We start from the raw sequence: 26,252 nt of genomic DNA on the forward strand, positions 1-26,252 counted from the left end.
GGCCTGATGCCGGCGCCGAAGCGAACGCGGCGCCGGCATCAAGCCGAGGTCAAAGGCCAGGCGGTCAGTTGGTGCGGCCGGTCGCCAGGTGCGGCCCCAGGTAGCCGATATAGATCAGGCCGGTCTTGTCGGTGTCATCGAAGAAGTGCAGGCGCGGCGCCGGCGGCTTGCAGCGTTCGAGCTTGATGTGCGCCGTGAAGCAGGCCCGCCCGGACGGATGCGTCGCCGGACGCACCGGGAACATCCGCGCCTGCCGGAACTTCTCCTGGTGCTCCACCCGGTCCGACTCCGCCAGCGCGATGATGTTCGCGCTGATCATCGCGCCGGGCGCACCCGACCGGACGAACGCCAGCAGGTCCGCCAGGTGCGGGCCCGGCGGCGCCCCGGCCCGGCGGGCCCGCTGCTTGGCCCGCGCGTAGGCGTCCAGCGTGGTCAGCGCGTCCCGCGCCTTGCGCCGCCACGACGCCGCCTTCGGATGCGGATCGAGCGCGGCGGCGACCGACGCGTCCAGGTCCTCCAGCAGCAGCAGCGAGTACCGCGCGGCGCACTCGGCGATCAGCGCCTCGAACGACCCCGGCACCCGGTCCACCGCCGCGGCCGGAGGCGGCGCCGCCGCGACCGCCGGCGCCACGTCGGCGAGCCGCGCCGCCAGCACCCCCCGGTCCCGGACCGCCGCGTCCCGCTCGGCCTCCGCGTCGTCCAGCGCCTCGGCGAACAGGTCCCGCTCGGTCAGCGCCTCGGCGAGCTGCCGGGTGAGGTGGTCGGCGTGCTGCTCGGCCAGCGCCCGCGCCTGCTGCGCCGCCGACGCCTCGTCCCGCAGCAGCGTCAGCTGCGTCCGGGCGCGGCGCTCGGTGTCGGCGAGCACCGACTCCAGCTCGCTCAGCCGGGACCGCAACCGGTCCGCCTCCGACGGCACGGCCTCGGCGGACGGCGGCTCGACCGCCGGCGGCGGCACCACCGGACGCGGACGGCGCGGCAGGACCTCGTCCAGCAGCCCCGCCGCCTCGGCCGCGACACCGCACGGCGCCTCCCCGCACCGCGCGGTCAGCGCGTCGTCCAGCAGCGCGGTCAGCAGCCCGTGCCGGTCGCGGACGGCCGCGCGGGTGAAGGTCGTGTCGTCCTCCGGACTCCCGGACGGCCCGAAATACCGCGCGCCGCCCACCGGGATCGCCCGCTCGGGCATCAGCCCGGCCAGCACCCGGCGGCCCGGCTCGATCACCACCGCCACGCTCAGCAGCCCCGGCCAGTGCACCCGGAACAGCGTGTCGATGCTGGCCAGCGCCTTGCGCGAGTCGAGCGAGACCACCAGCACGCCGATGCTGCGCTCGGCGTGCTCCAGGCTGCCCGCGACCAGCACGAGCCGCTCGTCCTCGGCCGCCTCGTCCGGCGGGACGCCGTCCAGCGGGAACAGCTTGAGCGGCTCGCCGGTCACCGGCAGGCCGCCCGAGTCGCAGATGTGCTGCCGGTCGATGCCGAGGCGCACGCACGGCGGCACCGCCCGGTGTGTCCAGCCGCGCTCGGCGTGCGCGGCCACTCCCCATTCCACCAGGCCGCGCGGGGAGTCGCGCAGCACGATCGCGGCCCGCACCGCGCCCGCCACCGGGTCGCTCCAGCGGGCCGTGGTGCGTGCGACAAGCCGGGGCGCGCCCGCCCCTTCGTCCTCCTCTCGGTCGAACCGCCACGGCCGTATGCCCGCGTCGTCGCCGGGGAGCGGCGAGCGGGGCGGCGGTAGCGGGAGTGTCGCGGCGCGCGAGCCGAGCAGCCGGCTTTGCGGCAGCCCGGCGCCGCGCGGCGCGCACGCCTGGAGCACGTCGGTCCGCGCCGCGCCCGTCCCGAACGCCTCGAACAGGGCGTCGGCGAACGTGCGCGTGGCGCGGCGCGGACCGGCGTCGGCGATGCCGCGCATCCAGATCACCCCGGCGCAGGCGGGGTCTGCGGGGTAGTCGATCACGGTGTGCTTCCCTCTCGTCACGGGTTCCGCACACCCCTATCAAAACCCAACCGGCCCCTCGGCTCCGGCGAACGGCGTATGTCGCCGTTCTGTGCGCTTTCCGACCGCTCTCCTTTACATAGTAAGATCCGTCCGGAAGCAGGTCCCGGACGGATCTCGGTGAGTGCGAAGAGCCCGCGTGGACGTTTCAGCCGTGCGGGAAGTCCTGGGTGTCGGTGCGGACGGGATGCGGCCCCGTCTCGCCCTGCGTGCCGCCCCGCCGCCGCGCGGTCGCGTGGCCGAACAGCGAGTAGTCCACGATCTCCGGGATCACGCGCGGCGCGTCCACGACGACGTCGGAGAACAGGTGCACGACCCCGCACGCCACGACGCCGACGGCGACGACCGCCGCGCCGATCCAGAACATCACCCAGAGCGGCCCGAGGCACAGCCCGATGCCGCCGACCGCGAACCCGACGAACACGATCGTGACGGCCACCCACGAGCTCGGCCGGCCCGCATGGGACCCGGGCATGGAGTCGTGCTCCACGCCCGCGACGCCCCCGGGCTTCCCCGTCGCCGGTTTTGACTCTGACATGACGCAACCCCCCCGGTCTCCGAGGGATCTTCCCTCCCGGTCGCCGTGCGTAACCATGGACGGCGCGGCGGACCGGCCCTAACATCGCTCCGTGCTTCTCTCTGGTGCCCTGCATTACTTCCGCGTCCTGCCCGAGCAGTGGCCGCAGCGCCTCGCGATGCTGCGCGCGATGGGCCTGGACACGGTCGAGACCTACCTCGCCTGGAACCTGCACGAGCCCGAGCCGGGTCGCTTCGACTTCGAGGGGCGCGCCGACATCGGCCGGTTCCTCGACCTCGCGGCCGAGGCGGGGCTCGACGCGATCGTCCGGCCCGGCCCGTACATCTGCGCCGAATGGGACAACGGCGGCCTGCCGTCGTGGCTGCTGGCCGACCGGTCCGCGCGGCTGCGCTGCCACGACCCGGTGTACCTCGGCCATGTCGCGCGGTTCTTCGACGCCGTCCTGCCGCCGGTCGTGGAGCGGCAGCGGACGCGCGGCGGCAACGTGGTGATGGTGCAGGTCGAGAACGAGTACGGCTCGTTCGGCACCGACCGCCGCTACCTGGAATGGGTGCGCGACGCGCTGCTCGAACGCGGCGTGGACGTCCCGCTGGTGACCTCCGACGGCCCGACCGACCACATGCTGACCGGCGGCAGCGTCCCCGGCGCGGCGGCGACGGCGAACTTCGGGTCCGACCCCGAGACCGCGTTCGCGACGCTCGCCCGGTACCGCCCGGACGATCCGCCGATGTGCATGGAGTTCTGGAACGGCTGGTTCGACCACTGGGGCGACCGGCACGTCACCCGCGACGCGTCCGACGCGGCGGACGTCCTGGAGCGCATCCTCGCGGCGGGCGCGTCGGTGAACCTGTACATGGCCCACGGCGGAACGAACTTCGGCACGTCGGCGGGCGCGAACCTCGGCGGGGACGAGTCGACCGGCGCGTACCAGCCGACCGTCACGTCCTACGACTACGACGCGCCGATCGACGAGCGGGGCGCGCCGACCGCGAAGTTCCACGCGTTCCGCGAGGTGCTGGCGAAGTACCAGCAGCGGGAGATCCCCGAACCGGAACCGCTGCCGCCGCTCCTGCCCGCCGGGACCGTCCGGCTGGACGAGACGCTCCGCCTGCTGGACGTCCCGCCCGCCTCTGTCGCCGAGTCCGCCGAGCCGCCGACGTTCGAGGAGCTGGGCCTGCACCACGGCCTGGTGCGGTACACGGCCGAGATCCCGGGCCCGCGCAAGCCGTACGACCTGCACCTGGACGGCCTGGCCGACCGCGCGCACGTGTACGTGGACGGCACGCTCGCCGCCGTGTTGGAACGCTCCGGCGAGACGTCCGTGCCGGTCGAGGTGGCGGGTGAGAGCGCGTCGCTGGAGATCCTCGTCGAGTCGATGGGACGGGTGAACTACGGCCCGCGGATCGGCGACCGCAAGGGGCTGGTCGGCGGCGTCCGGCACGAGCGCCAGTTCCTGCACGGATGGACGGCCGCGACCTACCCCGTGGACGACATCTCCGCCCTGCCATGGGGCGTTCCGGACACCGCCGGGCGCGGGCCCGTGTTCCACCGCGGCGTCCTCACCGTCGAGGAACCCCGCGACGGCTACCTCGCGCTGCCCGGCTGGACGAAGGGCTACGCCTGGATCAACGGGTTCTGCCTCGGCCGCTACTGGGACCGCGGGCCGCAGCGCACGCTGTACCTGCCGTGGCCGCTGCTCCGCCCCGGCGACAACGAGCTGGTCGTCCTGGAACTGGACGGCGTCGCCGAGCCGGTCGCCGAGATCAGGACCGAGCCGGAACTCTGACGCGCGAGCCGCGCGAGCCGCGCGGGCGTCCCGGCCCGCGCGGCAGTCCGGCTACAGCAGGTCGACCAAAGCCTCGATCTCGGTTTCGGTCGTGGCGAAATTGGTGATGCACGCGCGGAGAGCGGGGCGTCCCGCGAGGCGCGTGGTCGAGATCCATGCCCGGCCGCTGCGGACGACGCGGTCAGCGACGGCTTCGAGGTCGTCGGCCGTGGCGTCCGGGCGGGTGAAGCAGACGACGGGCAGCGGGGACGGCGCGACGATCGTCCAGCCGGCCTCGTCTAGGCGGTTCCGGAGCACGTCCCCGAGGGCGGTCTGGTGCTCGATGAGGTCGGCGTATCCGGTGCGTCCGGCGGTCGCGAGGGTGAGGAACAGCTTCACGCCCATCGCGCGGCGCGACCACTGCACCGAGCTGGCATAGGGATCGACGGTTTCGGGCAGTTCGTCCGGCATGTAGGCCGTGTGGACGGAGAACGCCTCGCGCAGCCCGGACGCGTCGCGGGTCAGGAAGGTGCCCGCCCCCATCGGCATCGCGAGCCATTTGTGCGCGTCGAGCGTGACCGAATCGGCCCGTTCGATGCCGTCCAGCAGCGGGCGCAGCCGGTCCGAGAGCGCGACCGCGCCCGCCCACGCGGCGTCCGCGTGGAAGGACAGGCCCTCGGCTGCGGCGAGGCCGACCAGTTCGGGAAGCGGGTCGATGATGCCCGCGCTGGTCGTTCCGGCCGTCCCGACCAGCAGGAACGGCAGGTGGCCGTCGCGCCGGTCGCGGGCGATGAGGTCGACGGCCGCCGCGACGTCCATCCGCAGATCCGAACCCACTGGGACGAGCCGGACGGCGTCCCGCCCGAGCCCGCACATGTGCGCGATCTTCAGCCAGGCCAGGTGGCTCTCGGCGCTGGCGTACAGGACCGGACGGCCGGGCAGGGCGCGGAGCCCGTCGCGTCCGGCCGCGGGGAAGGCGCGGGTGAGCGCGAGCAGCACGCCGGTCAGGTTCGCCTCGGCCCCGCCGGTGGTGAAGCTCCCGGCGGTCGCCTCCGGCTGCCAGCCGAGCCGTCCGCCGAGGAAGCCGAGCACGTGCCGCTCGATCTCGGCGGCGGCGGGCGCGTGCGACCAGGCGGCGAGCTGCGGGTTGAACGCGGCGGTCAGCGCCTCGCCGAGCACGCCCATCAGCGCGGGCGCCGGGTTGAACAGGCCGAAGTAGGACGGGTGGGAGGTGTGCACGATGCCGTCCCGGAGCATCCGGGCGGTCTCGGCGAGCAGGCCGAACGGGTCGGCGCCGTCCTCGAAGTCGAACCGCTTGAGCGCGACGCGCAGCGCCTCCGGCGTGGTCTCGGGCGTGACGGGCAGCCCGGGCAGCTCGTCCAGGTGCTCCTGGACGAGCCCGGTGAGCGCGTCGAACAGCATCCGCCGCTGGTCGTGATCGGCCGCGAAGGCCGTGCCTGGAGTGCTCATGGCCCGGAAGCTACCGCGCACGTTTCCGCACCTTGCAGACAAGATTCAAAGCAGATCAGCATTTCTGCTTTGGATTTCAAGGTAACGTCCGACCATGACCTTGGACGCGACCGACTGGCGGATCCTCGCCGAGCTGCAGGAGGACGCCCGGATCAGCTTCACCGAACTCGGCCGGCGGGTGTCGCTGACGTCCCCGGCGGTCGCCGAGCGCGTCCGCCGGCTGCAGGAGCGCGGCGTGATCGAGGGGTTCGCCGCGCGGGTGAACCTGGAGGCGGTCGGGCTGCCGATCCTGGCGTTCGTGCGGGTGAAGTTCCCGGGCAGCGACCACCGCGAGTACGTGGCGCGGATGCGGTCGGTGCCCGAGGTGGTCGAGTGCCACCACGTCACCGGCGAGGACTGCTTCATCGCCAAGGTCGCCGCACGGTCCATGCGGCACCTGGAGGAGGCGGTCGCGGGCCTCGCCCGGTTCGGCACGACCGCCACGACCGTCGTCTACTCGACCACGGTCGCGGACCGCCCGGTCACGCCCGCGCTGCTCGGCGGGCCGGTCTCGGCGGAATCATGAGCCGCGTTTGACCTGGCCCGGACCCCGGCGCGGGCATGAATCGATCATGGGCATTCCGGCGCGGCGCGCATCGCTTCCAGTCATCGGCCACACCACCTCCCGGCCACCTTCCTCCGGGTCCTCCTTCGGGTTTCCCAACTCCGGGCCTCCGGCCTGCGAGCCTCCTGTTTCCAGGCCCCCGACCGTCCGGCCGCGGTCCTCCCGACCATCGGATCCCCCGTCATCCGACGCGCGGACGACGGTACTCACGGCGATGTCCGGGACGGCCCGCGACGGCGCGAGGGCACGCGGGGGGTGGCGTCCGTGAACCCCGTCTTCTCCCCCGACATCGCGATCGACCTCGGCTCCCGCAGCGTCCGGGTGCACGTGCGCGGCCGCGGCGGGATCGTCTCGCAGCCGCCGCTGCTGGCGACCTGCGCGCACACCGGCAAGATGCTGGCCGCCGGCGAGTCGGCCGCCGAGATGCGGCGGCGCGCGCTGCCGTGGGTGCGGTTCGAGCGGCCGTTCGAGGCGGGCATCCCGCTCGACACCGAGCCCGCGGCGCGGCTGCTGCGCCGGCTGGTGCGGATCGCGCAGGGCCGCCGCCCGTACCTGGTGAAGCCGCGGCTGGCGGTGGCCGTCCCGACCACGCTGACCGACGTGCAGGAGCGGGCCGTCCGGGAGGTGCTGTACTCGATCGGCACCCGGCAGGCGTACCTGGTGCCGACCCCGATGGCCGCCGCGCTCGGCGCGGACCTGCCGGTGGACGGCTCGCAGGCGACCATGGTCGTGGACGTCGGCGCGACCGCGACCAGCGTCGCGGTGCTCGCCTGCGGCGGGCTGATCTGCGCGCACCACTCCCGGGCGGGCGGCAACGACCTGTCCAAGGCGATCGCCGCGCTGGTCCGGCGCCGCGACGGGCTGCTCATCGCCGAGCAGACCGCCGAGGAGGCCAAGCTCTCGGTCGGCGCGCTGCGCCCGCGCGGCCGCCAGCGCAGCCGCCGGATCGTCGTGCACGGCCGCCAGCTGGCGACCGGGCTGCCCGGCACGACCGTGCTGTCGGCGGTCGACGTGGAGCGGGCCGTCGCGGGCCCGCTGGAGGAGCTGATCGCGACGGTCCGGACGGCGCTCGCGCTGTGCCCGCCGGAGCTGTCGGCCGACATCATCCCGACCGGCATGCTGCTCACCGGCGGCGGGGCGCGGCTGAAGGGGCTGCCCGCGGTGCTGCGCGAGGCGACCGGGCTGCCGGTCCGGATCGCCGAGGACTCCGAGGACGCCGTGATCAACGGCGTGGCCCGCTACCTGGAGATCATGCCCGCGTCGCTGCGCCGCGCCCGCGCGGGGTCGCCGCGCCTGGTCTGGCCCGGCGCCCGGCCCGCCTGGCTCCCCGCCTCCTGATCACCGGGTTCCCGGAGGCCCCGCGGCCCACGTGCGGGCGCGGCGGGTGAGGGCGGTGACCATGTCCGGCGTCCAGGGGGCGGACGGATCCGGCGGGCGGGCCGCCGGATCGATGCTCAGGACGTCCTTGACCTGGGCGGACAGGCCCAGAGGCGCGGCCAGCCCGGCCGGTGCGCGCAGCGCGTTCCAGTCGCGGGCGAGGTCGCGTCCGGACGGGTCGCCGAGGTCGGTGGCGGTGAGCGCGGCGATGACGACGCCGGTCAGCGCGGACAGGTGGTTGCTGCCGCGCGCCGCTCCGGCGAGGGCGCGGGCGAGGTGCGGGCGCGCCTCGTCCGGACGGCCCAGGCGGCGCAGCGACTCGGCGAGCAGCGCGCGCAGCGGGAACGTCGCCGCGTAGCCGCCGGGGTAGGCGGCGTCGAGCGCGGCGATGGCGGCGTCCAGCTCGCGGCGGGCGGCGTCCGGGGCGCCCTCGGCGAGCAGGCGCAGCGCGACCGTCCAGGCGAGGCGCTGCGGATGCGTCGCCGGGCCGCGCAGCGCGTGCCGGTCGCGCAGCCGGTCCTCCCAGCGGCGGGCCTCGTCGAGGTCGCCGCGTTCGAGCGCGAGCAGGCAGCGGGTCCGGACGGCGACCACCCGGGCCATCACCGGCGCGCCCGTCCCGTCGGCGGTCGCGTCGAACCGGTCCAGCAGCGGGACGGCCAGGTCGGGTCGGCCCCACTCGGTGAGGCCGCCCGCCGCGCGGGTGCGGCCCTCGGCGAGGTCGCGGGGGTCCAGGCCGTCCAGGATGGCCTGGTAGCCGGTCAGCGCGCTCGGGTCGGCGGTGCGGAACAGGCACTCCATCAGCGTGATCGGCGCGTCGCCGTGCCCGGTCGGGCAGCTGCGCGGCAGGTCGGCGAGGTTGGCGCGCAGCAGCCCGGCGGCCTCGGCGAACTCGCCGCGCCAGATGTGCATCGTGGCGCGGGTGTAGGCGATCGCGGGCCGCATCGGCGGGGGCGCGGACGCGGCGGCGCGGCTCGTCCAGCGCTCGAACTCGCCGAGGTGGGTGACCTCCAGCACCCAGAACAGGCCGAGCATGTGCGTCAGCTCGACGGCCTGCGCGGCGCGCCCGGCGGTGTGGCCGTGGCCGAGTGCGGCCCGCAGGTTGCCGACCTCGGGCGCGAGCGCGCGCAGACCTTCGATCTGCTCGTCGGGCGGCCGGGCGTGGACGGCGCGGGCCCGGTCGAGCCAGTACGCCAGGTGCCGGTCGCGCAGCGCACCCGTCTCGCCGCGCTCGTCCAGCCGGTCGCGGGCGTAGTCGCGGACGGTCTCCAGCAGCCGGAACCTTGGCGCGTCGCCGGTCCGGTAGGGCTGCACGAGCGAGTCGTCGACCAGGGTGGCGAGGAGGGCCGGGACCCGGCGATCCGGCAGGTCCGGGCCCGCGCAGACCTGGCGGGCGGCGTCTGCGGTGAACCCGTCGTGGAACACCGACAGGCGTGCGAGCAGCGTGCGGGCCGGGTCGTCCAGCAGCCGGTAGGACCAGTCGATCGTGGCGGTGAGCGTGCGGTGCCGGGGCTCGGCCGCCGAACCGCCTGCCGACAGTAGGCCCAGGTCGTCCTCCAGGCGGTCCGCCAGCTCCGCCGGGCCGAACGCGCGCAGGCGGGCGGCGGCGAGTTCGAGCGCGAGGGGCAGGCCGTCCACGGCGCGGCAGACGCGGCCCGCAGCGCCGGGCGCGGCGTCCAGGTCCACGCCCGGCGCGGCCTCGGCGGCGCGCCGCGCGAACAGCCGGACGGCGTCGGTGACCTCGTCCGCGGCGGGCACCTCCAGCGGGGCGAGGGGCCGGACGACCTCGCCCGGCACGCCGAGGGGACGCCGCCCGGTCACCAGGATCCGCAGGCCGGGGCAGGCGGGGACGAGCCGGGCGACGAGCCGCGCGCAGGGTTCGGCCAGATGCTCGCAGTTGTCCAGCACCAGCAGCCGCTCGCCGTCGCGAAGCCGCTCCTCCACACCGCGCCAGGCCGCTTCTCCATGCCCGCCGACGTCGAGCAGCGCGGCCAGCTCGGCGAGCACGTCGTCCTCGCGGGACAGGTGAGCGAGCGCGAGGACCGCGACCCCGCCGGACGGCGCGGCCCGCGCGGCGACCCGCAGCGCGACCGTGGTCTTGCCGACGCCGCCGGGCCCGGTGACCGTGACCAGACGCCGCGTCCGGACGGTCCGGACGAGGTCGGCGACCACCGGATCGCGCCCGATGACCTCCGCGACCGGGCTGCGCGGCCCGCGCCACGGCGGCGTCTCGGCCGGGACCTCGGCCAGGTCGAGCGCGGGATCGCCGGTCAGCACGGCCCGGTGCGCCGCGCGCAGCGCGGGCGACGGATCGAGGCCGAGTTCGCTCGCGAGCCGGGTCCGGGCGTCCTGGTAGACCTGGAGGGCTTCGGCGCGCCGTCCGGCCCGGTAGAGCGCGACCATGAGCTGCGCCGCCGGGCGCTCGCGCAGCGGCTGCCCGCGGACGAGCGCGCGCAGCTCCGGGATCAGGCGCTCGTGCCGGCCGAGCGCCAGCTCCGCCTCGACGTGCTCCTCGACCGCGGTCAGGCGCAGCTCGTCCAGGCGGAGCGCCTCGTCTTGGAGCCAGGCCGGGTCGCCCCGACCGGAGTAGGCCGGGTCGCCCTGGCCGGAGTAGGCCGCGCCGCGCCACAGGCCGAGCGCCTCGGCGAGCAGCGCCCCGCGCCGCCTCGGGTCGCCGGACTCGCGCGCCCGGACGACCAGGTCCTCGAAGCGCAGCGCGTCGATCTCCTCGGTGGCCGCGGTCAGCCGGTAGCCGGTGCCGTCCCGGACGATCCGGGACGGGTCGTCCAGCGCGCGGCGCAGCTGGTGCACGTAGACCTGGAGGTTCTTGCGCGCGGACGGCGGCGGTCCGTCCGGCCAGAGCCCGTCGGTGAGCCGGTCGTCGGTGACCGTGCGGTTCGCCGCGGCCAGCAGCATGAGCAGCAGCGTCCGCGGGCGGCCGGCGCCGAGGGCCACCGGGCGCTCCCCGTCGAGCGCCTCCAGCGAACCCAGGACCCGGAACATCACAGCAGGCGTTATACCCGTCCTGTACCGGGCGCGGGGAGTCTGTTCCGGCAATCCCATCGCATCGGAGGTGCCTGTTGTTCGAGTCGAGGAGCGCCGGGCGGCGGGCCGCGGCGGTCGCCGCCGGTGCCGCCTGCGGGGCGGGACTGCTGTGCGCCGGGCCGTCCGCGTCGGCCGCCGCCCGCAGGGAGTGGCGGCCCTACAGCGCCAAGCCGTTCGTGGACGTCGGGGTGTGCTCGTTCACCGTGCGCGGCGACATCGTCCGCGACGAGGAGGAGGTGCGCACGCTCTCCACCTACCCGAATGGCAAGGTCAAGTGGGAGGAGTTCCGCGGGCCGCTGGTCGTCCGGTTCACCGGCAACGGGCACTCGGTCGTCCGCGACGTGTCCGGGTACGCCTGGTTCCACTACCTGAAGGACGGCACCCTGCACGGACGGCTCGACGGCGGTCTCAGCATCCGCGTGAAGCAGGGCAACGCCGGCTACCCGGCGGGCGACTACATCATCCACGGCCGCTTCACGATCGTGGTGAAGGCGGACGGGAACCGCATCATCCACCCGGGGCACGCGACGGTCGAGAACCTCTGCGACACCCTCGCCTGAGCACCGGAGGACCCGCCTGACCACCGGGGGAGCCTGCCTGACCACTGGAGAACAGGGGACGGGCCCGGGTCCTTGTGGCGGAGGACCCGGGCCCGGGCTTTTCCGGCCGCGCTCAGCCGAGCTGGCGGCCCACGCGGTGCGAGCCGGCCGGCTCGCCGAGCTTGCGCAGCCGGAACGCCGCGCCGATGCTCATCGCGCCCATCACGATCGCGAACAGCCCGATCATCCAGACCACGGCGAGCGCGCCGGACGCCGGCCAGATGAACAGCAGGACGCCCAGGATCGCCGACACCACGCCGGACACGCCGAGCAGCCAGGCGTCGTCGACCAGCTTCCGCAGCCGGAACGCGCCGACGATCTGCAGCACGCCGACGACCAGCGCCCAGGCCGCGATCAGCATGAGCAGCACCAGCGCGGTCGCGCCCGGCCAGGCGAAGGCCATCACGCCGAGCAGGATGCCGCAGACGCCCGCGACCGCCAGCCACGCGCGCGACTCGCCCTCGACGCCGGTGAACGCGCCGGCCAGCGAGAACACGCCGTCCACCAGCGCGTACGCGCCGAACAGGACGGTGAGCGCCCAGACCGTGATGCCCGGCCAGAACAGGGCGAGGACCCCGAACAGAACCGCGACCGCGCCCCTGACGAGCAGGACCCACCAGTGGCGGCTGAGTTGACCATTCATGTCGAGAGACTGTCCGCGCCGGGCTGCGGCGAACACCATCCCCGCACCCCGAGTGGGCAAAATCCCCCGAACACCCCGGCGCGCTCCCCGCTCCCGCGGCGTTCAGGCCGTTCGGGCCGCCGTTCACGCGGCGCCGCCGCCGGTGCCGAGCAGGTGGCCGGCGAGGTAAGTGACGGCCATCGCGACCAGGCCGCCGAGGACGTTGCGGAGCACGGCGCGCCCGGCCGGCGCGTTCCCGAGCCGCGCGCTCGTCCAGCCGCACACCGTCAGCCCGGCGGCGACCGCGACGACGGTGACCGGGACGCGCGCCTGCGGCGGCGGCAGCACGATCGCGAGCAGCGGCAGCAGCGCGCCGAGCGTGAACGCGACGAAGCTGGCCAGCGCCGCGTGCCAGGGGTTGGTCAGCTCGTCGGGATCGACCCCGGCCTCGACCTCGGCGTGCGCCGACAGCGGGTCGCGGGCGGTCAGCTCCACCGCGACCTGCCGGGCCAGGTCGCGGGAGAGGCCCTTGTCCACGTACGCCTGGGTCAGCTCGTCGAGCTCGGCGTCCGGGTCGTCGCTGAGCTCGCGCTTCTCGGTCGCCAGGAACGCCTGCTCGGTGTCGCGCTGGGTGCTGACCGACACGTACTCCCCCGCCGCCATCGACAGCGACCCGGCGAGCAGCCCGGACAGGCCCGCGAGCAGCAGCGTGCCCTCCGCGGTCGTCGCGCCGGCGACGCCGACCACGATCCCGGCGGTCGACACGATGCCGTCGTTCGCGCCGAGCACCCCGGCGCGCAGCCAGTTCAACCGGCCGCTGAAGCTCTCGTTCTCCACACGTCCTCCGTCAGCCCGCGGGATCCTCGGCGGCGGGGCCCGGCGCCTTGGCCGTCCGTCCCGCGACCTGCACGGTGGACCGCGTCAGGGACGAGCCGACCAGCACGCCGAGCGCGATCGCCACGACCGTGACCATCGCGTTCACCAGGGTGGCCAGCCCGGTGGCCGCGTCGCTGGTGCCGCTGACCAGGTCCGACACCCCGGTCAGCCCGAGCGCGCCCGGCACCAGCAGCCAGAACGCGGGCAGGAAGCTGACCTGCGCGGGCGGACCGCCGGGCCGCCCCTGCACCGCGAACGCGGCGGGCGACAGGACCGCGCCGCCCAGGAACGCGCCGAGCAGCGTGCTCCCGAACGAGTTGCCCGCCAGCTGGACGGCCCACACCACGTACATCACCAGCAGCAGCCACAGCAGCGACTTCGCCGGGCCCGCCGCGTTCAGGTACATGCCCAGCCCGAGCACGGCGACGCCGAGCACCGGGGCCCAGCCGCCGAGCGCCTCGACGTGCCGGCCCGGGTGCCCCTCCCCGGCGAGCTGCAGCCCGGCGGCGATGCCGAACGCGAGCAGCATGAGCTTCATCAGGGCCGCCACCAGCCGGGACGCGCCGGACACCGTCGCGCCGCCCGCCAGCTCGATGGTCGCGATCGTCAGCGCCGCGCCGGGCAGGAAGGTGACCAGCGCGGGCACCAGCAGCTGGCTGGTGTCGCCCGAGGCGAACGGCCCGGACAGCTCGCCCGCGACGATCGTCACCGCCATCGCCGCCACCACCGGCAGGCTCGGCGCGAGCCCGGACCAGCGGTGCGCCACCAGCCGGAGCGCCCCGGCCACGGCGCCGAGCACGAGGTAGCCGACGATCGCGCTCGGCACGGGGTTGCGGATCAGGCCGAGGCCGAGCGTCATCAGCACGGTCGCGGCGATCGTCGCCCACGGCGCGAACCGGGGCGGGGACGCGAGGATCTTCTCCAGCCGCGCCTCGCCCTCCACCGGCGACATCCGGGACCGCTCGGCCTCGTCGACCAGGTCGTACAGCCGCCCGATCTGGTCGAGCCGCAGGTCGCCGCCCAGGATGGGCGCGAAGTCGACGGCGGAGTCCTCGCCCTCGCCCACCCGGACCCACAGCCCGGTCGGCAGGATGATGAACTTCACGCCGGGCGCGTCGTACCGGTTCGCCAGGTCGACCAGCTTCTCGGCGATGCGGTTGACCGCGTCGCCGCTGCGGCACAGCGCCACGCCGATGTCGCGCAGGAACACCACGAGCTCGCGGGACGGCGGCGGCGGTCCCGTCGCCTCCGGCTCGTCCCCGACCCGGCCGCGACGGAGCAGCGCCCACACCGAGACCCTCCGGTGCGGGCGCCGGTCGCCGTGCCCGTCCCGGCCCATCTCCCCGATCAGCCGGCGCCCGGTCCGTCCCGGTCCGCGGGCGCGGAGGAGGACGGGCCGGTGGGCGGGTTCTGCGACATGGTCGAGTCGGCCGACGGCGGCATGTCGGGCGACGGCGACGGATCAGGCGACGGCGACGGATGCGGCGAACCGGACGGGTTCGGCGAAGGCGACGGCGACGGCTTGAGCCGCTCCGACGCGTCCGATGCGGACGAGGCGGACGAGCCGGACGAGCCGGACGACGGCGGGGTGGCGGGGCCGGTTCCGGCGGGCGGCATCGGCATCGCGCCCGAGCCGTTGCCCGACGAACCGCCGGCACCGCCGGACGAGCCGGACTTCTCGCCGCTGCGGTCGACGCGGTAGTCGAGGCCGCCGTCCACGTAGTCCACGATGGCCTTGTCGCCCTCCTTCAGCTCGCCGCTCAGCAGCATGCGGGAGAGCTGGTTGTCGACCTGGCGCTGGACGGTCCGCCGCAGCGGCCGCGCGCCGAACTCGGGCTGGTAGCCCTGCTCGGCGAGATTCTCCTTGGCGGACGAGGTGACGTCGAGCCCGACGTCCTGGCCCTTGAGCTTCTGCCGGGTGTTCTCCAGCAGCAGGTCGACGATCTGGAGCAGCTCGCCCCGGTCGAGCCGGTCGAAGATGACGACCTCGTCGATCCGGTTGAGCAGCTCGGGCCGCAGCGTGTGCTGGAGCAGGTCCATGAGCTTGTCGCGCAGGTCGTCCTCGCTGCCGGTGTTGTCCAGGATCAGCTGCGCGCCGATGTTGCTCGTCATGATGACGAGGGTGTTGGAGAAGTCGACCGTGCGGCCCTGCCCGTCGGTGAGCCGCCCGTCGTCGAGCACCTGGAGCAGGATGTTCATCACGTCCGGGTGCGCCTTCTCGATCTCGTCGAAGAGGACCACGCTGTGCGGGCGGCGCCGGACGGCCTCGGTGAGCTGCCCCGCCTCGTCGTAGCCGACGTACCCGGGAGGCGCGCCGACCAGCCGGGCGACGGTGTGCTTCTCCTGGTACTCCGACATGTCGATGCGGATCATGTGGTCCACGCCGCCGAACAGCACGTCGGCGAGGGCGCGCGCCAGCTCGGTCTTGCCGACGCCGGTCGGGCCGAGGAACAGGAAGCTGCCGATCGGCCGGTTCGGGTCGGACAGGCCCGCGCGGGACCGGCGGACCGCCTCGGCGACCGCGTCCACCGCCTTGTCCTGGCCGATGACGCGCTCGTGCAGGTGCTCCTCCAGCCGCAGCAGCCGGTCCCGCTCCTCCTCGGTGAGCTGCGCGACCGGGATGCCGGTGCGGCGGGACACGACCTCGGCGATGTCGGTGGCGGTGACCTCGGGCGCGTTGGCGTACCCGTGCCGGGCGTTCTCCAGCTGCGGCCGCAGCCGGTCGATCTCGGCGGTCAGCTCCTTGGCCCGGTCGTAGTCCTCGCCGGACACGGCCTGGTCCTTGTCCCGGTGCAGCCGGTCGAGGCGGTCCTCCAGCTCGCGGACGTCGTCGGCGGGCACCGCCGAGCGCAGCCGGACCCGCGCGGACGCCTGGTCCATCAGGTCGATCGCCTTGTCCGGCAGGAACCGGTCGGAGATGTACCGGTCGGACATGGTCGCGGCGGCGTCCAGCGCGTCGTCGGTGATCTTCACCTGGTGGTGCGCCTCGTAGGCGTCCCGCAGCCCGGCGAGGATCTCCACGGTCTGCTCGACGGTCGGCTCGGCGACCAGCACCGGCTGGAACCGGCGCTCCAGCGCGGCGTCCTTCTCGATGTTCTTGCGGTACTCGTCGATCGTGGTCGCCGCGACGACGTGCAGCTCGCCGCGCGCCAGGGCGGGCTTGAGGATGTTCGCGGCGTCCATGCCGCCCTCGGCCGAGCCCGCGCCGACCAGGGTGTGCACCTCGTCGATGAAGATGATCAGGTTGTCGGAGTCGGCCCGGATCTCGTCGATGACCTTCTTGATCCGCTCCTCGAACTCGCCGCGGTACTTGGACCCGGCGACCATGCCGGTCAGGTCGAGCGCGACGACCCGCTTGCCCTTCAGCGTGTCGGGGACGCTGCCGTTCACGATCCGCTGGGCGATGCCCTCCACGATCGCGGTCTTGCCGACGCCGGGCTCGCCGATCAGGCACGGGTTGTTCTTGGTCCGCCGGGACAGCACCTCGACGGCCTGCTCGATCTCGTCCTCGCGGCCGACGACCGCGTCCAGGTTGCCCTGCCGGGCCTCCTCGGTGAGGTCGCGGCCGTACTCGTCCAGGGTGGGCGTCTCGCCGCCGCCGCGCTGCGCCTTGCCACCCGCCGCCATCCCGCCGGACGGGCCGGACCGCTGCTGCTCACCGGCCAGCGCCTCCCGGAGGTCGTCCACCGTCACGCCCTGCGAGGACAGCAGCTTGGCGGACGCGGCGTCCGGGTTGGCGGCGAGGGCGAGCACGAGGTGCTCGGGCCCGATGTAGGACGACCCGAGCGCGCTGGAGATCCGCTGCGCGTCCAGCAGGGCGCGCTTGGCGGACGGGGTGAACGTGGACGGCGGGGAGCCGGGCGACCCGCCGAGGGCCTCGTCGATCGCCTTGGTCAGGCCGTCCGGGTCGGCGCCGGCCGAACGCAGCAGCGTCCGCGCGGGGTCGGCCTGCGCGGCGGCGTTCAGCATGTCGAGGGTGTCGATGTCGGCGGCGCCGCGCTCGCTCGCGTCCTGGACGGCGCGCACCAGCAGCTCGCGGCCCTGCTCGCTGAGCAGCCGGCCGACGTCCACCCGCTGCACCCCCGGCCGGGAGGGCGGCCAGGACTCACCCCCGAAGATCCGGTTGCTCATCAGGTCGAACCCCCGGAAGGGGTCGTCGAAGAACGATCCGAACGGCGAGTTGGTCACGTGGGTCCCCCTTGAACGGCATCAAGGGGCTCGTTTCCGGTGCGGACACGGCATAAGACCAGGTCGCGCTAGTGCTTGGGTAAACAGCCGACATCCCCCTACGGACCAGGACAAACGCCGCGCGAGAGCGGCCCATCCGTCCCGCGAGGCGCGGCGGTCAGTCCTGCGAGGCGCCGCGGCGGGCGCTCTTGGCCCGGGTCTTCTCCAGGGCCTTCTCCTTGGCCTTGTCGGCGGCGGCGCGCGCCTTGTGCAGCGCGTGCCGCGCCCACGCGAACTCGGTAGCGAGGATCGCCAGCCCGAGGACGATGCCGAGGATGCCGGGGCCGGGCGTGACCATCATGACGACGCCGACCGCGAGGACGGCCACGCCGACGACCAGCACGCCGCCGCGCCACGCCAGGTGCGTCGCGCGGTTGCGGCGGGCGCGGGCCTGGAACCGCTCCAGCCGGGTGGGCCGATCATTTTCCGAGTCAATAGCCACGCTTTTACCCAAGGTTGGGGGGCGATGGTCATTAAGCGCATCATGCCCCGTTTTTACGGTGCAGGCGGGCCCTCTCGATCGTGGCACGACCGACCGGGCGCCATCATGGGAACACAACGATCCAGCCGGGCGAAATGATCCAATTGCCCAGGTCAAAGGCCGGTTGTCGGTACGTGATTTTGATCACAGCCCCGGCGGGTCGCGGAATGTTCCCACAACTCGGCCCAGTTACGCGTCATAGATCGCGGGGACATCCGTGAGAGGAGTGAAGTTCCCACCCAACGCCCGCCGCACCGCGGGACCGACGTCAGAAGGAATGGCCATGAACAGCAGCAGCACCACCGTCTCAGCAGAGCTGGGCCTTCGCCTCGTCGTCCCCGACCGCACGACCGTCCCCCTGCTCGCCGGCCTCTCCTACGCGGCCGACGACCCCTACGCGATCCGCATGGCCTTCTACGTCGGCGACGACGAGCCGGTCGAGTGGATCTTCGCGCGCGAGCTGCTCACCGTCGGCATCGTGCGCCGGGTCGGGGACGGCGACGTGGAGGTCTGGCCTTCGGCCGACGACGACGACACCCTCGACATCGCGCTCAGCTCGCCGTTCGGCGACGCGCTGTTCGAGGCCCCGCTCAGCCCGCTCGCGGACTTCCTGCACCGCACCTACCAGGTGGTGCCGGCCGGCCAGGAGCCGCGCTTCATCGACATCGACGCGGAGCTCGCCACGCTGCTCTGGTCGTCCTGACGGGCGCCGGACGGTTCCGGGACGCTCCCCCGGACGGTCCGGCACGCGCCGCACGGCGTCCGCCCCGCGCGCCCGTCGCGCCCGCGGCGGGACTTCACTCCCCAGGTTCCCCGCCCTCACCGGCCGCGTCCGCGGCCGGTCCGCCGGTCAGCTCGGTCAGCCGCGCCACCTGGCGCATCTTGTTCATCGCGTCGAGCGCGGCGACCTTGTAGGACTCGGCGAGGGTCGGATAGTTGAAGACCGCGTTGACCAGGTAGTCCACGGTGCCGCCGCAGCCCATCACGGTCTGCCCGATGTGCACCAGCTCGGTGGCGCCGGTGCCGAACACGTGCACGCCGAGCAGCGACCGGTCGTCCGGGGACACCAGCAGCTTGAGCATCCCGTAGGAGTCCCCGATGATCTGGCCGCGGGCCAGCTCGCGGTACCGGGACACTCCGACCTCGAAGGGGATCTTCGCCTCGGTCAGCTCGTCCTCGGTGCGCCCGACAAAGCTGATCTCCGGGATGGTGTAGATCCCGATCGGCTGCTGCTCCGACATCCGGGCGACCGGCTCGCCGCAGGCGTGGTGCGCGGCGAGCCGGCCCTGCTCCATCGAGGTCGCGGCGAGGGACGGGAAGCCGATCACGTCGCCGACCGCGTAGATGTGCGGGACCTCGGTGGCGTAGTCGCCGTCCACCCGGATCCGGCCGCGGTCGTCGGCGGCCAGCCCGGCGTCGCCGAGGTTCAGCCGGTCGGACGTGCCGATCCGGCCCGCCGAGTACATCACCGTGTCGGCCGGGATGCGCTTGCCGCTCTCCAGCACGGCGATCGCGGCCCGGCCGCGCCGCTCGACCGCCGCGACGGCCTCCCGGAACCGGAAGGTGACCGCCAGGTCGCGCAGGTGGTACTTGAGCGCCTCGACGATCTCCAGGTCGCAGAACTCCAGCATCCGCTCGCGCCGCTCGACCACGGTGACCTTGGTGCCGAGCGCGGCGAACATCGAGGCGTACTCGATCCCGATCACGCCCGCGCCGACCACCACCATCGACCGCGGGATCCGCTCCAGGTGGATGATCCCGTCGGAGTCGATCACGGTCCGGTCGTCGAAGGCGACCGAGTCCGGACGCGCCGGGCGGGTGCCGGTGGCGATCACGATCCGCTCCGCGCTGACCTTGGTCTCCCGGCCCGCCGCCTCGGCCGTCGCGGCGGAGGTCACGCCGACCGTGTGCGGGTCGAGGAAGCGGCCGGTGCCGGGCAGCACGGTCACGTGGTTGCGGGCGAGCTGGCTGCGGACGACGTCGATCTCGCGGCCGACCACGTGCCGGGTGCGCATCCCGAGGTCGGCGACGGTGATGTCCTCCTTGACCCGGTAGCTCTGCCCGTACAGCTCGCGCTGGCTGAGCCCGGTCAGGTACAGCACCGCCTCGCGCAGCGTCTTGGACGGGATCGTCCCGGTGTTGATGCAGACTCCGCCGATCATGTCCCTGCGGTCCACGACCGCCACCCGGCGGCCGAGCTTCGCCGCCGCGATGGCGGCGCGCTGCCCGCCGGGACCCGACCCGAGCACGAGGATGTCGAAGTCGAACACGCCCCCAGTGTGACGAAGGCCGCAGGTTTCCATAAGGCCCGGCTTGGAAGGATTTTCAGGCTGGGGGTCTTCCGATCGGGAGGACTTCCGATCGAGAGGACTTCCGGTCGGGGGGACTGCCGGACTGGACCGGGACGAGCGGGGGTAGGCCGTGGGCATGCGGATGCTGGGCATCGACATCGGCGGATCGGGCATCAAGGGCGCCCCGGTCGACCTCGGCACCGGCGAGCTGACCGCCGACCGGATGCGGATCGCGACACCCGACCCGTCCCGTCCGACGGCGGTCGCGGGCGCGGTCGCGCAGGTCGTCGAGCACTTCGCCTGGGACGGCCCGGTCGGGGTGACCTTCCCCGGCGTGGTGGTCAACGGGACGACGATGACCGCCGCGAACGTCGACCACGGCTGGATCGGGACGGACGCGGCGGCGCTGTTCGCCCGGGTCACCGGGCGGCGCGTGACCGTCCTCAACGACGCCGACGCCGCCGGGGTCGCCGAGATGGCGCACGGCGCGGGCCGCGGCCACCCGGGCACGGTCGTCATGCTGACCCTCGGGACGGGCATCGGCAGCGCGCTGTTCATCGACGGCGCGCTCGTGCCGAACACCGAGTTCGGGCACATCGAGATCCGCGGCAAGGACGCCGAGAAGCGCGCGTCGGCGAAGGTCCGCGAGGAGAAGGAGCTCAGCTGGCACCACTGGGCCGAGCGGCTGAGCGAGTACCTGGCGCGGCTGGAGGGCCTGATCAGCCCTGGGCTGATCATCCTCGGCGGGGGCGTGAGCCGGAAGGCGGACCGGTTCGTCCCGCTGATCGAGGGCGTGCGGGCGCCGATCGTGCCCGCCGCCCTGATCAACAACGCCGGGATCGTCGGCGCCGCGATGGCCGCCGCGAAGACCGCCGCGCCGTCCCCCGCCCGCCAGGCCCCGGCCCCCAAGCCCTGAGCCGGGGACCGGGGCGGCAGTCGTCGGCCCGGGGCGCTCGGTCTCAGCCGAGGGCGATCGTGGCGATCTCCCAGGGGCGCAGCGGCAGCGCGCAGCGTCCGGTCGAGGCCTCCAGCGGCCCGGTCGGACGGCCCGCCAGGTCTCGGCGCGTCGCCGAGGTGAAGTCGCCGGTCACGACCGCCTCGGACGGCTCGGGCAGCTCGTTCACCACGCGCAGTTCGAGCATCCCGTCGCGGCGGCGCAGCGACGACAGGACCACGCCGTCGCCGCTCACCCGCACGCCCGTCCGCGGCTCGGGCGGCGGCGCCTCCTCGCGCGCCGTGCCGCGCACCGCCTTCACCTCGTGCCCGAACAGCTCGGCCGCCGCGATCACCTCGGGGCCGGGCCGGTCGCCGTCGTAGCGCATCAGCGCCAGCTCGACGACCTGGCGGCCGAGGCACTGGGCGTCCGGGGTGAAGACCTGCGGCCCGGCCGGTTCCTCCCGCAGCCCGTTGTCGTCGCGCGAGAGCATCTCCACCGAGCGCAGCAGCGTCAGCGCCAGCTCGGTCCCGTCGTTCACGACCTCGTACTCGGTGACGTGCCGGAGCAGCACCGCGAGCCCGCCGGCCGCGACGAACGCGTGCGCGGAGAACGTCGGGATCGGGAACTCGCCATGCCCGCCCTCGCCGGTCAGGCCGCGTTCGGCGACCGCGAACTGGCCCTCGCCGAACGACCGGTCCGCCCGGCGCGGGAGCGGCAGGTGAAGCCGGACGCGGTGGTCGCGGCACGGGTTGTCGAACGCGATGGTCATCCGCGTGAACGGCTCGTCCGCGTGAACCTCCGCGAGCGTGTGCACCGCGACCCGGGCGGTCGCGGTGGAGCGCGCGTCAGCGTCGGCTTCGAGCGGCCACGCGTACTCGCGGTCGAGCGCGACGGACGCGACGACCGGCCCGTCCTCGCGGACCTGGACGTGCTCGGTCTCCGGCTCGTCCACCAGGACGTCGCTCTTCGGCGGCGCGTAGTTGTAGGTGTCGCCGGTGTCGCCGCCGTCCACGATCCGTCCCAGGTCGCGGATGCCGGTGAGGTCGTTCACCGGACGGTCGTCCTCGATCCGCGCCGGGTGCCGCGGCTGGACGGACGCCGACCGGACCGTGGCGCAGCCGAGCGCCGGGACCTCCACCAGCACCGGCTCGCCGACCCGGACGACCCCGCGGCGCCGCACCGGCGACGGGTTGACGACCAGGTGGTCACCCCGGTCGACCGACGCGGCGAGACGGCCCGTGACCAGGTCGAACACGGCGTGGCCGAGCTGCTCGGCCTCGGCCATCCGGGCCGCGACCTGCTGCGCGGTGGCGTCGCTGCCGCAGCCGGTGACCGAGTCGTGGCAGCTGACCTCGATGAGCTTGCGCCAGGCCAGCTCCAGGAACCGGTCGGCCGAGCCGTCCGGGAGCCAGAGCGCGGCGAGCGGCTCGGCGTAGCGCGTGACGCGGCGCTCGGCAGCGCCCATCGCCGCCTTCAGCGGTATACGCACGGAGAAGACGCCGGGCAGGATGTTCGCGCGCGCGTGCGAGCGCATCTCGCCTTCCACCACCGGTAGGCCGTCGAGCGACGCGTCGGTGAGGAACTCACCGAGCGTCGCCAGCCGCATGGGCATCGACGCGTTCTCGACCTGTTCCGCCAGGTCGGCGGCGGGCGCGGTGTGGTCCGATCCGTACATGGCGAGCGACGGACCACCCTCGGGACGCCACTGGCGCAGCCATGCCGCCACGTCCTCGGCGCGGTCCTCGTGCAGCCCTTCGTCGTCGAACATGTGGACGGCGTTGCCGTAGCCGCCGGGCAGGTACTCAGTCCGGACGCGCGAACCGTCCGGGGCCTGCCAGGCGAACGCGTGGGTCGTGATCCGCTCCGGGACGCCCCGCCACACGCAGGCCCGGTCGATCCCGAAGCCGGCGAGGATCTGCGGCATCTGCGCGATGTGCCCGAACATGTCGGGCAGGTAGCCGATCCGCATGGCGCCGCCGAGGGCGTCCGCGCGGCGCAGCCCTAGCTCCAGGTTCCGCACGATCGTCTCGCCGGAGCACAGGAACTCGTCCATGAGGATCTGCCAGGGGCCGACCGCGAGCCGCCCGTCACGGACGAGCCGCGCCACCAGCTCGGCGCGCTCGGGCCTGATCTCCAGGTAGTCGTCCACGGCGGCCATCTGGCCGTCCAGGGTGAACCGCAGCCGGGGATCGCGGTCCATCCGGTCGAGCACGTCGTCCAGCAGGCCGACCAGCTTCAGCCGGAACCGCTGGAACGGCAGGTACCACTCGCGGTCCCAGTGCGTGTGCGGGACCACCACGAGCGCCTCGTCATTCAACCGCATAGCGCGATCACCTCGTTCCTGTCCGTTTCGAGGCGGTGTGTTCCGGTCTCGGTGGCGGCGAGCACCACCCGGTCGCCGCGGACGGCCGTGCGCCGCCCGTCCGGCGCGCACAGCACGCTCCCGTCCGCGCCGAGCGCGTGCAGCTCGTCGCCGACGCGCAGCAGGAGCGGGCCGGAGCGGCCGTTGGTGACGGCGGTGCGTCCGGCCGCGATCGCGGCGACGACCGCCTCCGGCGAGCCGTCCTCGGCGAGCACCCACGTGGTCGGCTCGCCGAGCGTCTTGTGCTGCGCGGGGTCGTGGAAGTCGCTGCCGCCGAGCGCGACCGTGTCGTCCCGCCAGAGCGCGGCCCACGCGAGCGGCGCGCCCCACGTCCTGTCCCACCAGGACGAATGCCACAGCTCGACGTGCCGCGCGCGCTTCCCGGGCGGGACGGGATGCCGCCACGCGCAGTCGCCGGAGAGCGGATGGTTGATCGACAGGACACCGCCGGGCGCGTCCCACTCGGCCGCCGGGCGCCGGAAGTCGATCCAGCCGGTGTCGCCGAACGCGTTGGCGTGCCCGTAGTCGGTCGTGACCTCCTGCCCCGGCACCAGGACGATCCCGGCGTGCTTCGACGCACCGGGCAGTTCCGAATGGTGGCTGACGGTGTTGTGGTCGGTGACGGCGAGGAAGTCCAGCCCCTCCCGCACGGCGAGATCGGCCAGCTCGGGGACGGTCAGCGTCCCGTCGCTGTGCACGGTGTGCGCGTGCAGGTCACCGGCCAACCACCGCATCCCGGACGGCTCGGGCAGGCCGCCCCGCCGCGCCGGACGGTCCGGAACAGCAGGCGGCGACGGTGTCTCGGGGCGCTCCGGCGCACGATCGGTGAGTTCGACCGTCACCTCGTACGGGACGCCTTCGGGCGGGATGCGGTGCAGCCGCAACCACACCTGCCACTCCCCCGGCTCCAGCTCGCCCGGCAGGTAGCCGGGCGTCGCCCAGCCGGCGGCGATCGTGTAGGTGTCGCGCGCGCCGCCCGACCAGCCGCGGAACCCGCCCGGCCCGCCGCAGCCGAGGTCGATCACCCCGGCCTCGAAGCGCAGCCGGACGGTCAGCGCGGCCGTCCCGGGCGGCACCTCGAAGGACAGCTCGCGCATGATCCGTTCGAGCCGGTCCTCCAGCGTCCAGACGCCCTCGAACCGGATCATGCCGCCGCCGTCACGTCGTTCTGCATCAGGTCCCCTTCGCGGTAGAGCAGTGCACGGCCGGGGCGCGGAGCCGCCCAGCCCTCGCCGCCCGGTTCGGGTTCGGCGTCCTCCGGGACGACGACGTGCACGAGCACGCCGTCCCCGGTCTCCAGGGTCACCAGTGAGCTGGTACCCAGGTTCTCCACCACGACGACCCTTCCGTGGAACGCCTCGTCCACGGGTGTCGGCGAGAAGTCCAGGTACTCGGGCCGGACGCCGTAGACGACCTGTTCGCCGTCGTCCACATGCACCGGTGGGCGCAGGCGCGCTCCGGCCGCCTCGACCAGGCCGCCGGTGACGCGCGCGTCCACGAGGTTCATCGGCGTCGAGCCGATGAACGACGCGACGAACAGGTTCGCGGGCCGCCGGAACACCTCCGCCGGCGTCCCGACCTGCCGGATGCGGCCGGCCTCCATGACCGCGATCCGGTCGGCCATGGCGAGCGCCTCGGCCTGGTCGTGCGTGACGAACAGCGTCGTCACGCCCAGCTCGTGCTGCAGCTTCTTCAGGAACGTGCGGGCTTCGAGGCGGAGCCGCGCGTCCAGGTTCGACAGCGGCTCGTCCAGCAGGAACACCTTCGGACGGGCCGCCATCGCGCGGGCGAGCGCGACCCGCTGCTGCTGGCCGCCGCTCAGCTCCGCCGGACGCCGCTCCAGCAGGTCCGACAGGCCGAGCGAGGACGCGACGGCCGCCGCCGCCGCGCGCCTGTCGCCCTTGCCGACCTTCTTGATGCGGAGTGGATAGGCGATGTTGTCGGCGACGGTCATGTGCGGGAAGAGCGCGTAGTCCTGGAACACCATCCCGACGTCACGGAGGCCCGGCGGCAGCCGCGTCACGTCGCGGTCGCCGATCCGGACCGTCCCGGACGTCGCGGACTCCAGCCCGGCGATCGTCCGCAGCAGGGTGGTCTTCCCGCAGCCGGACGGCCCGAGCAGCGCGAAGAACGCGCCGTCCGGGACGTCCAGGTCCAGGCCGTCCACCGCCCGGACGCCGCCGGGGTAGTCCTTGGTCAGCGCGCTCAGCCCGACACCGGCCGGCTCGCGTCGATCACCGGTCACCGCTTGATCCCTCCGTGGAAGCGGAACCCGTACCGGCGGCTGACCAGCAGGTACATCGCCACAACGGGCACCGAGTAGAGCAGCGAGAAGGTGGAGATCAGGGCCAGGTCCGGCTGGCCGCCCTCGGTGTAGAAGGTGTACATGATCACCGACGCGGGGGCCTTGTCCGGATCGCGCAGCAGCAGGAACGGCATCAGGAAGTCGCCCCACACCTGCGCGACCGTCCAGATCCCGACCATCGCCAGCCCCGGCCGGATCACCGGGACGACCACGTGCCGCAGCGTCTGCAGCGGCGAGGCCCCGAACACCCGCGCGGCCTCCTCGTAGGACGCGGGGGTGGCGTCGGTGAAGTCCTTGAGCAGGAAGATCGCGGTCGGCAGCAGCCCGCCGGACAGCACCAGCACCACACCCAGGTGCGAGTCGACCAGGTGCAGCTGGGTGGCCAGCAGGAAGATCGGCACCATCGCGGCCGTGCCGGTGATGATGGACGACAGCAGGAGCAGCAGGTAGAGCAGCACGTCCCGGCCGGGCAGCCGGACCCGGCTGAGCGCGTAGGCGGCGAGCGCCGCGAACACCACTACGACCAGCGCCGTCCCGGCCGCGAGGATCACCGAGTTGCGCAGCGACCTCAGCGCGTACGGGTCGTCCATCAGGACGCGGAAGTTCTCCAGCGTGAAGCTCGGCAGCGACACGTTGATCTTCGGGTCCGCGTTGAACGGCGCGCTCGCCAGCCACAGCATCGGCAGCGCGAAGAACGCCAGCACGAGCGACACGAACGTGGTCGCGGCGATCCGCCGCAGCGCCGTCCTCATGCGCGCCCCCTCGG

20 protein-coding genes are annotated in these 26,252 nt (G+C 73.9%); 6 read left to right on the top strand and 14 right to left on the bottom strand.

Features of this window, described 5'->3' with window-relative positions; translation table 11 throughout:
• Positions 1–64 precede the first annotated feature (64 nt).
• Positions 65–1,951, bottom strand: a complete 1,887-nt coding sequence (locus tag FHU30_RS23065; protein ID WP_253878633.1) for a hypothetical protein — start codon at positions 1,949–1,951, stop codon at positions 65–67.
• 187 nt (positions 1,952–2,138) lie between these two features.
• Positions 2,139–2,465: an HGxxPAAW family protein gene (locus FHU30_RS23070; protein ID WP_253878634.1), complete on the bottom strand. Its 327-nt coding sequence runs from the start codon at positions 2,463–2,465 to the stop codon at positions 2,139–2,141.
• Positions 2,466–2,619: 154 nt separating this feature from the next.
• On the opposite strand from FHU30_RS23070, the gene FHU30_RS23075 reads away from it, so the two are divergent.
• Positions 2,620–4,314, top strand: coding sequence for a glycoside hydrolase family 35 protein (locus FHU30_RS23075; protein ID WP_253878635.1), 1,695 nt, complete (start codon positions 2,620–2,622; stop codon positions 4,312–4,314).
• A 51-nt stretch (positions 4,315–4,365) separates the two neighbouring features.
• Here the strand turns inward: FHU30_RS23075 and FHU30_RS23080 are convergent, their stop codons facing one another.
• Positions 4,366–5,763: a pyridoxal phosphate-dependent decarboxylase family protein gene (locus FHU30_RS23080; protein ID WP_253878636.1), complete on the bottom strand. Its 1,398-nt coding sequence runs from the start codon at positions 5,761–5,763 to the stop codon at positions 4,366–4,368.
• A gap of 94 nt (positions 5,764–5,857) precedes the next feature.
• Here FHU30_RS23080 and FHU30_RS23085 point away from each other — a divergent pair, with 94 nt between their 5' ends.
• Both FHU30_RS23085 and FHU30_RS23090 read left to right on the top strand, forming a co-directional pair.
• Positions 5,858–6,328 (top strand): Lrp/AsnC family transcriptional regulator, encoded by a 471-nt coding sequence (locus FHU30_RS23085; protein WP_253878637.1) that lies wholly within the window; start codon positions 5,858–5,860, stop codon positions 6,326–6,328.
• A gap of 303 nt (positions 6,329–6,631) precedes the next feature.
• Positions 6,632–7,705: a rod shape-determining protein gene (locus FHU30_RS23090; RefSeq protein WP_253878638.1), complete on the top strand. Its 1,074-nt coding sequence runs from the start codon at positions 6,632–6,634 to the stop codon at positions 7,703–7,705.
• Here the strand turns inward: FHU30_RS23090 and FHU30_RS23095 are convergent, their stop codons facing one another.
• Positions 7,706–10,744, bottom strand: a complete 3,039-nt coding sequence (locus FHU30_RS23095; RefSeq protein WP_253878892.1) for an AfsR/SARP family transcriptional regulator — start codon at positions 10,742–10,744, stop codon at positions 7,706–7,708. It abuts the gene before it with no gap.
• 77 nt (positions 10,745–10,821) lie between these two features.
• Between FHU30_RS23095 and FHU30_RS23100 the strand changes: the two genes are divergently transcribed.
• The gene (locus FHU30_RS23100) at positions 10,822–11,346 is read left to right on the top strand and encodes a hypothetical protein (protein ID WP_253878639.1); all 525 of its coding nucleotides are present in this window, start codon (positions 10,822–10,824) and stop codon (positions 11,344–11,346) included.
• A gap of 112 nt (positions 11,347–11,458) precedes the next feature.
• Here the strand turns inward: FHU30_RS23100 and FHU30_RS23105 are convergent, their stop codons facing one another.
• The 5 genes from FHU30_RS23105 to FHU30_RS23125 form a co-directional block, all read right to left on the bottom strand.
• Entirely contained in the window at positions 11,459–12,028 is a 570-nt protein-coding gene (locus tag FHU30_RS23105) for an HdeD family acid-resistance protein (RefSeq protein ID WP_253878640.1), read from the bottom strand.
• Positions 12,029–12,151: 123 nt separating this feature from the next.
• Entirely contained in the window at positions 12,152–12,844 is a 693-nt protein-coding gene (locus FHU30_RS23110) for a VIT1/CCC1 transporter family protein (RefSeq protein WP_253878641.1), read from the bottom strand.
• A 10-nt stretch (positions 12,845–12,854) separates the two neighbouring features.
• Positions 12,855–14,222: a threonine/serine exporter family protein gene (locus FHU30_RS23115; protein ID WP_253878642.1), complete on the bottom strand. Its 1,368-nt coding sequence runs from the start codon at positions 14,220–14,222 to the stop codon at positions 12,855–12,857.
• An 8-nt stretch (positions 14,223–14,230) separates the two neighbouring features.
• Complete coding sequence (locus FHU30_RS23120) at positions 14,231–17,071, bottom strand: ATP-dependent Clp protease ATP-binding subunit (protein ID WP_308211383.1); 2,841 nt, start codon at positions 17,069–17,071, stop codon at positions 14,231–14,233.
• A gap of 157 nt (positions 17,072–17,228) precedes the next feature.
• Entirely contained in the window at positions 17,229–17,552 is a 324-nt protein-coding gene (locus tag FHU30_RS23125; RefSeq protein WP_253878643.1) for a PGPGW domain-containing protein, read from the bottom strand.
• Positions 17,553–17,874: 322 nt separating this feature from the next.
• On the opposite strand from FHU30_RS23125, the gene FHU30_RS23130 reads away from it, so the two are divergent.
• The gene (locus FHU30_RS23130; RefSeq protein WP_253878644.1) at positions 17,875–18,294 is read left to right on the top strand and encodes an SsgA family sporulation/cell division regulator; all 420 of its coding nucleotides are present in this window, start codon (positions 17,875–17,877) and stop codon (positions 18,292–18,294) included.
• A 94-nt stretch (positions 18,295–18,388) separates the two neighbouring features.
• Here the strand turns inward: FHU30_RS23130 and sthA are convergent, their stop codons facing one another.
• On the bottom strand, positions 18,389–19,861 hold the full coding sequence (gene sthA / locus FHU30_RS23135; RefSeq protein WP_253878645.1) for a Si-specific NAD(P)(+) transhydrogenase: 1,473 nt from the start codon (positions 19,859–19,861) through the stop codon (positions 18,389–18,391).
• 157 nt (positions 19,862–20,018) lie between these two features.
• Here sthA and ppgK point away from each other — a divergent pair, with 157 nt between their 5' ends.
• Entirely contained in the window at positions 20,019–20,798 is a 780-nt protein-coding gene (gene ppgK, locus FHU30_RS23140) for a polyphosphate--glucose phosphotransferase (RefSeq protein ID WP_253878646.1), read from the top strand.
• Positions 20,799–20,841: 43 nt separating this feature from the next.
• On the opposite strand, the gene FHU30_RS23145 is transcribed toward ppgK, so the two are convergent.
• The 4 genes from FHU30_RS23145 to FHU30_RS23160 are packed head-to-tail and all read right to left on the bottom strand — an operon-like array spanning position 20,842 to position 26,238.
• Entirely contained in the window at positions 20,842–23,142 is a 2,301-nt protein-coding gene (locus FHU30_RS23145) for a glycoside hydrolase family 38 N-terminal domain-containing protein (protein ID WP_253878647.1), read from the bottom strand.
• On the bottom strand, positions 23,133–24,329 hold the full coding sequence (locus FHU30_RS23150) for a CehA/McbA family metallohydrolase (protein WP_253878648.1): 1,197 nt from the start codon (positions 24,327–24,329) through the stop codon (positions 23,133–23,135). Before FHU30_RS23150 ends, FHU30_RS23145 begins: the two co-directional genes overlap by 10 nt.
• Positions 24,326–25,426: an ABC transporter ATP-binding protein gene (locus FHU30_RS23155; protein ID WP_253878649.1), complete on the bottom strand. Its 1,101-nt coding sequence runs from the start codon at positions 25,424–25,426 to the stop codon at positions 24,326–24,328. Before FHU30_RS23155 ends, FHU30_RS23150 begins: the two co-directional genes overlap by 4 nt.
• Positions 25,423–26,238, bottom strand: coding sequence for a carbohydrate ABC transporter permease (locus tag FHU30_RS23160; protein WP_253878650.1), 816 nt, complete (start codon positions 26,236–26,238; stop codon positions 25,423–25,425). The genes FHU30_RS23155 and FHU30_RS23160 overlap by 4 nt, the downstream gene beginning before the upstream one ends.
• Positions 26,239–26,252 lie beyond the last annotated feature (14 nt).

It is taken from the genome of Actinomadura rupiterrae, assembly GCF_024172125.1.
Classification (GTDB): domain Bacteria; phylum Actinomycetota; class Actinomycetes; order Streptosporangiales; family Streptosporangiaceae; genus Spirillospora; species Spirillospora rupiterrae.

What these genes read in the sequence shown, in the direction of transcription:
- FHU30_RS23070 (WP_253878634.1), bottom strand. Translation starts at nt 2,465, where the DNA reads ATGCCCGGGTCCCATGCGGGCCGGCCGAGCTCGTGGGTGGCCGTCACG.
- FHU30_RS23080 (WP_253878636.1), bottom strand. Translation starts at nt 5,763, where the DNA reads ATGAGCACTCCAGGCACGGCCTTCGCGGCCGATCACGACCAGCGGCGG.
- FHU30_RS23085 (WP_253878637.1), top strand. Translation starts at nt 5,858, where the DNA reads ATGACCTTGGACGCGACCGACTGGCGGATCCTCGCCGAGCTGCAGGAG.
- FHU30_RS23095 (WP_253878892.1), bottom strand. Translation starts at nt 10,744, where the DNA reads ATGTTCCGGGTCCTGGGTTCGCTGGAGGCGCTCGACGGGGAGCGCCCG.
- FHU30_RS23105 (WP_253878640.1), bottom strand. Translation starts at nt 12,028, where the DNA reads ATGAATGGTCAACTCAGCCGCCACTGGTGGGTCCTGCTCGTCAGGGGC.
- FHU30_RS23115 (WP_253878642.1), bottom strand. Translation starts at nt 14,222, where the DNA reads ATGGGCCGGGACGGGCACGGCGACCGGCGCCCGCACCGGAGGGTCTCG.
- FHU30_RS23130 (WP_253878644.1), top strand. Translation starts at nt 17,875, where the DNA reads ATGAACAGCAGCAGCACCACCGTCTCAGCAGAGCTGGGCCTTCGCCTC.
- ppgK (WP_253878646.1), top strand. Translation starts at nt 20,019, where the DNA reads ATGCGGATGCTGGGCATCGACATCGGCGGATCGGGCATCAAGGGCGCC.
- FHU30_RS23145 (WP_253878647.1), bottom strand. Translation starts at nt 23,142, where the DNA reads ATGCGGTTGAATGACGAGGCGCTCGTGGTGGTCCCGCACACGCACTGG.
- FHU30_RS23150 (WP_253878648.1), bottom strand. Translation starts at nt 24,329, where the DNA reads ATGATCCGGTTCGAGGGCGTCTGGACGCTGGAGGACCGGCTCGAACGG.
- FHU30_RS23160 (WP_253878650.1), bottom strand. Translation starts at nt 26,238, where the DNA reads ATGAGGACGGCGCTGCGGCGGATCGCCGCGACCACGTTCGTGTCGCTC.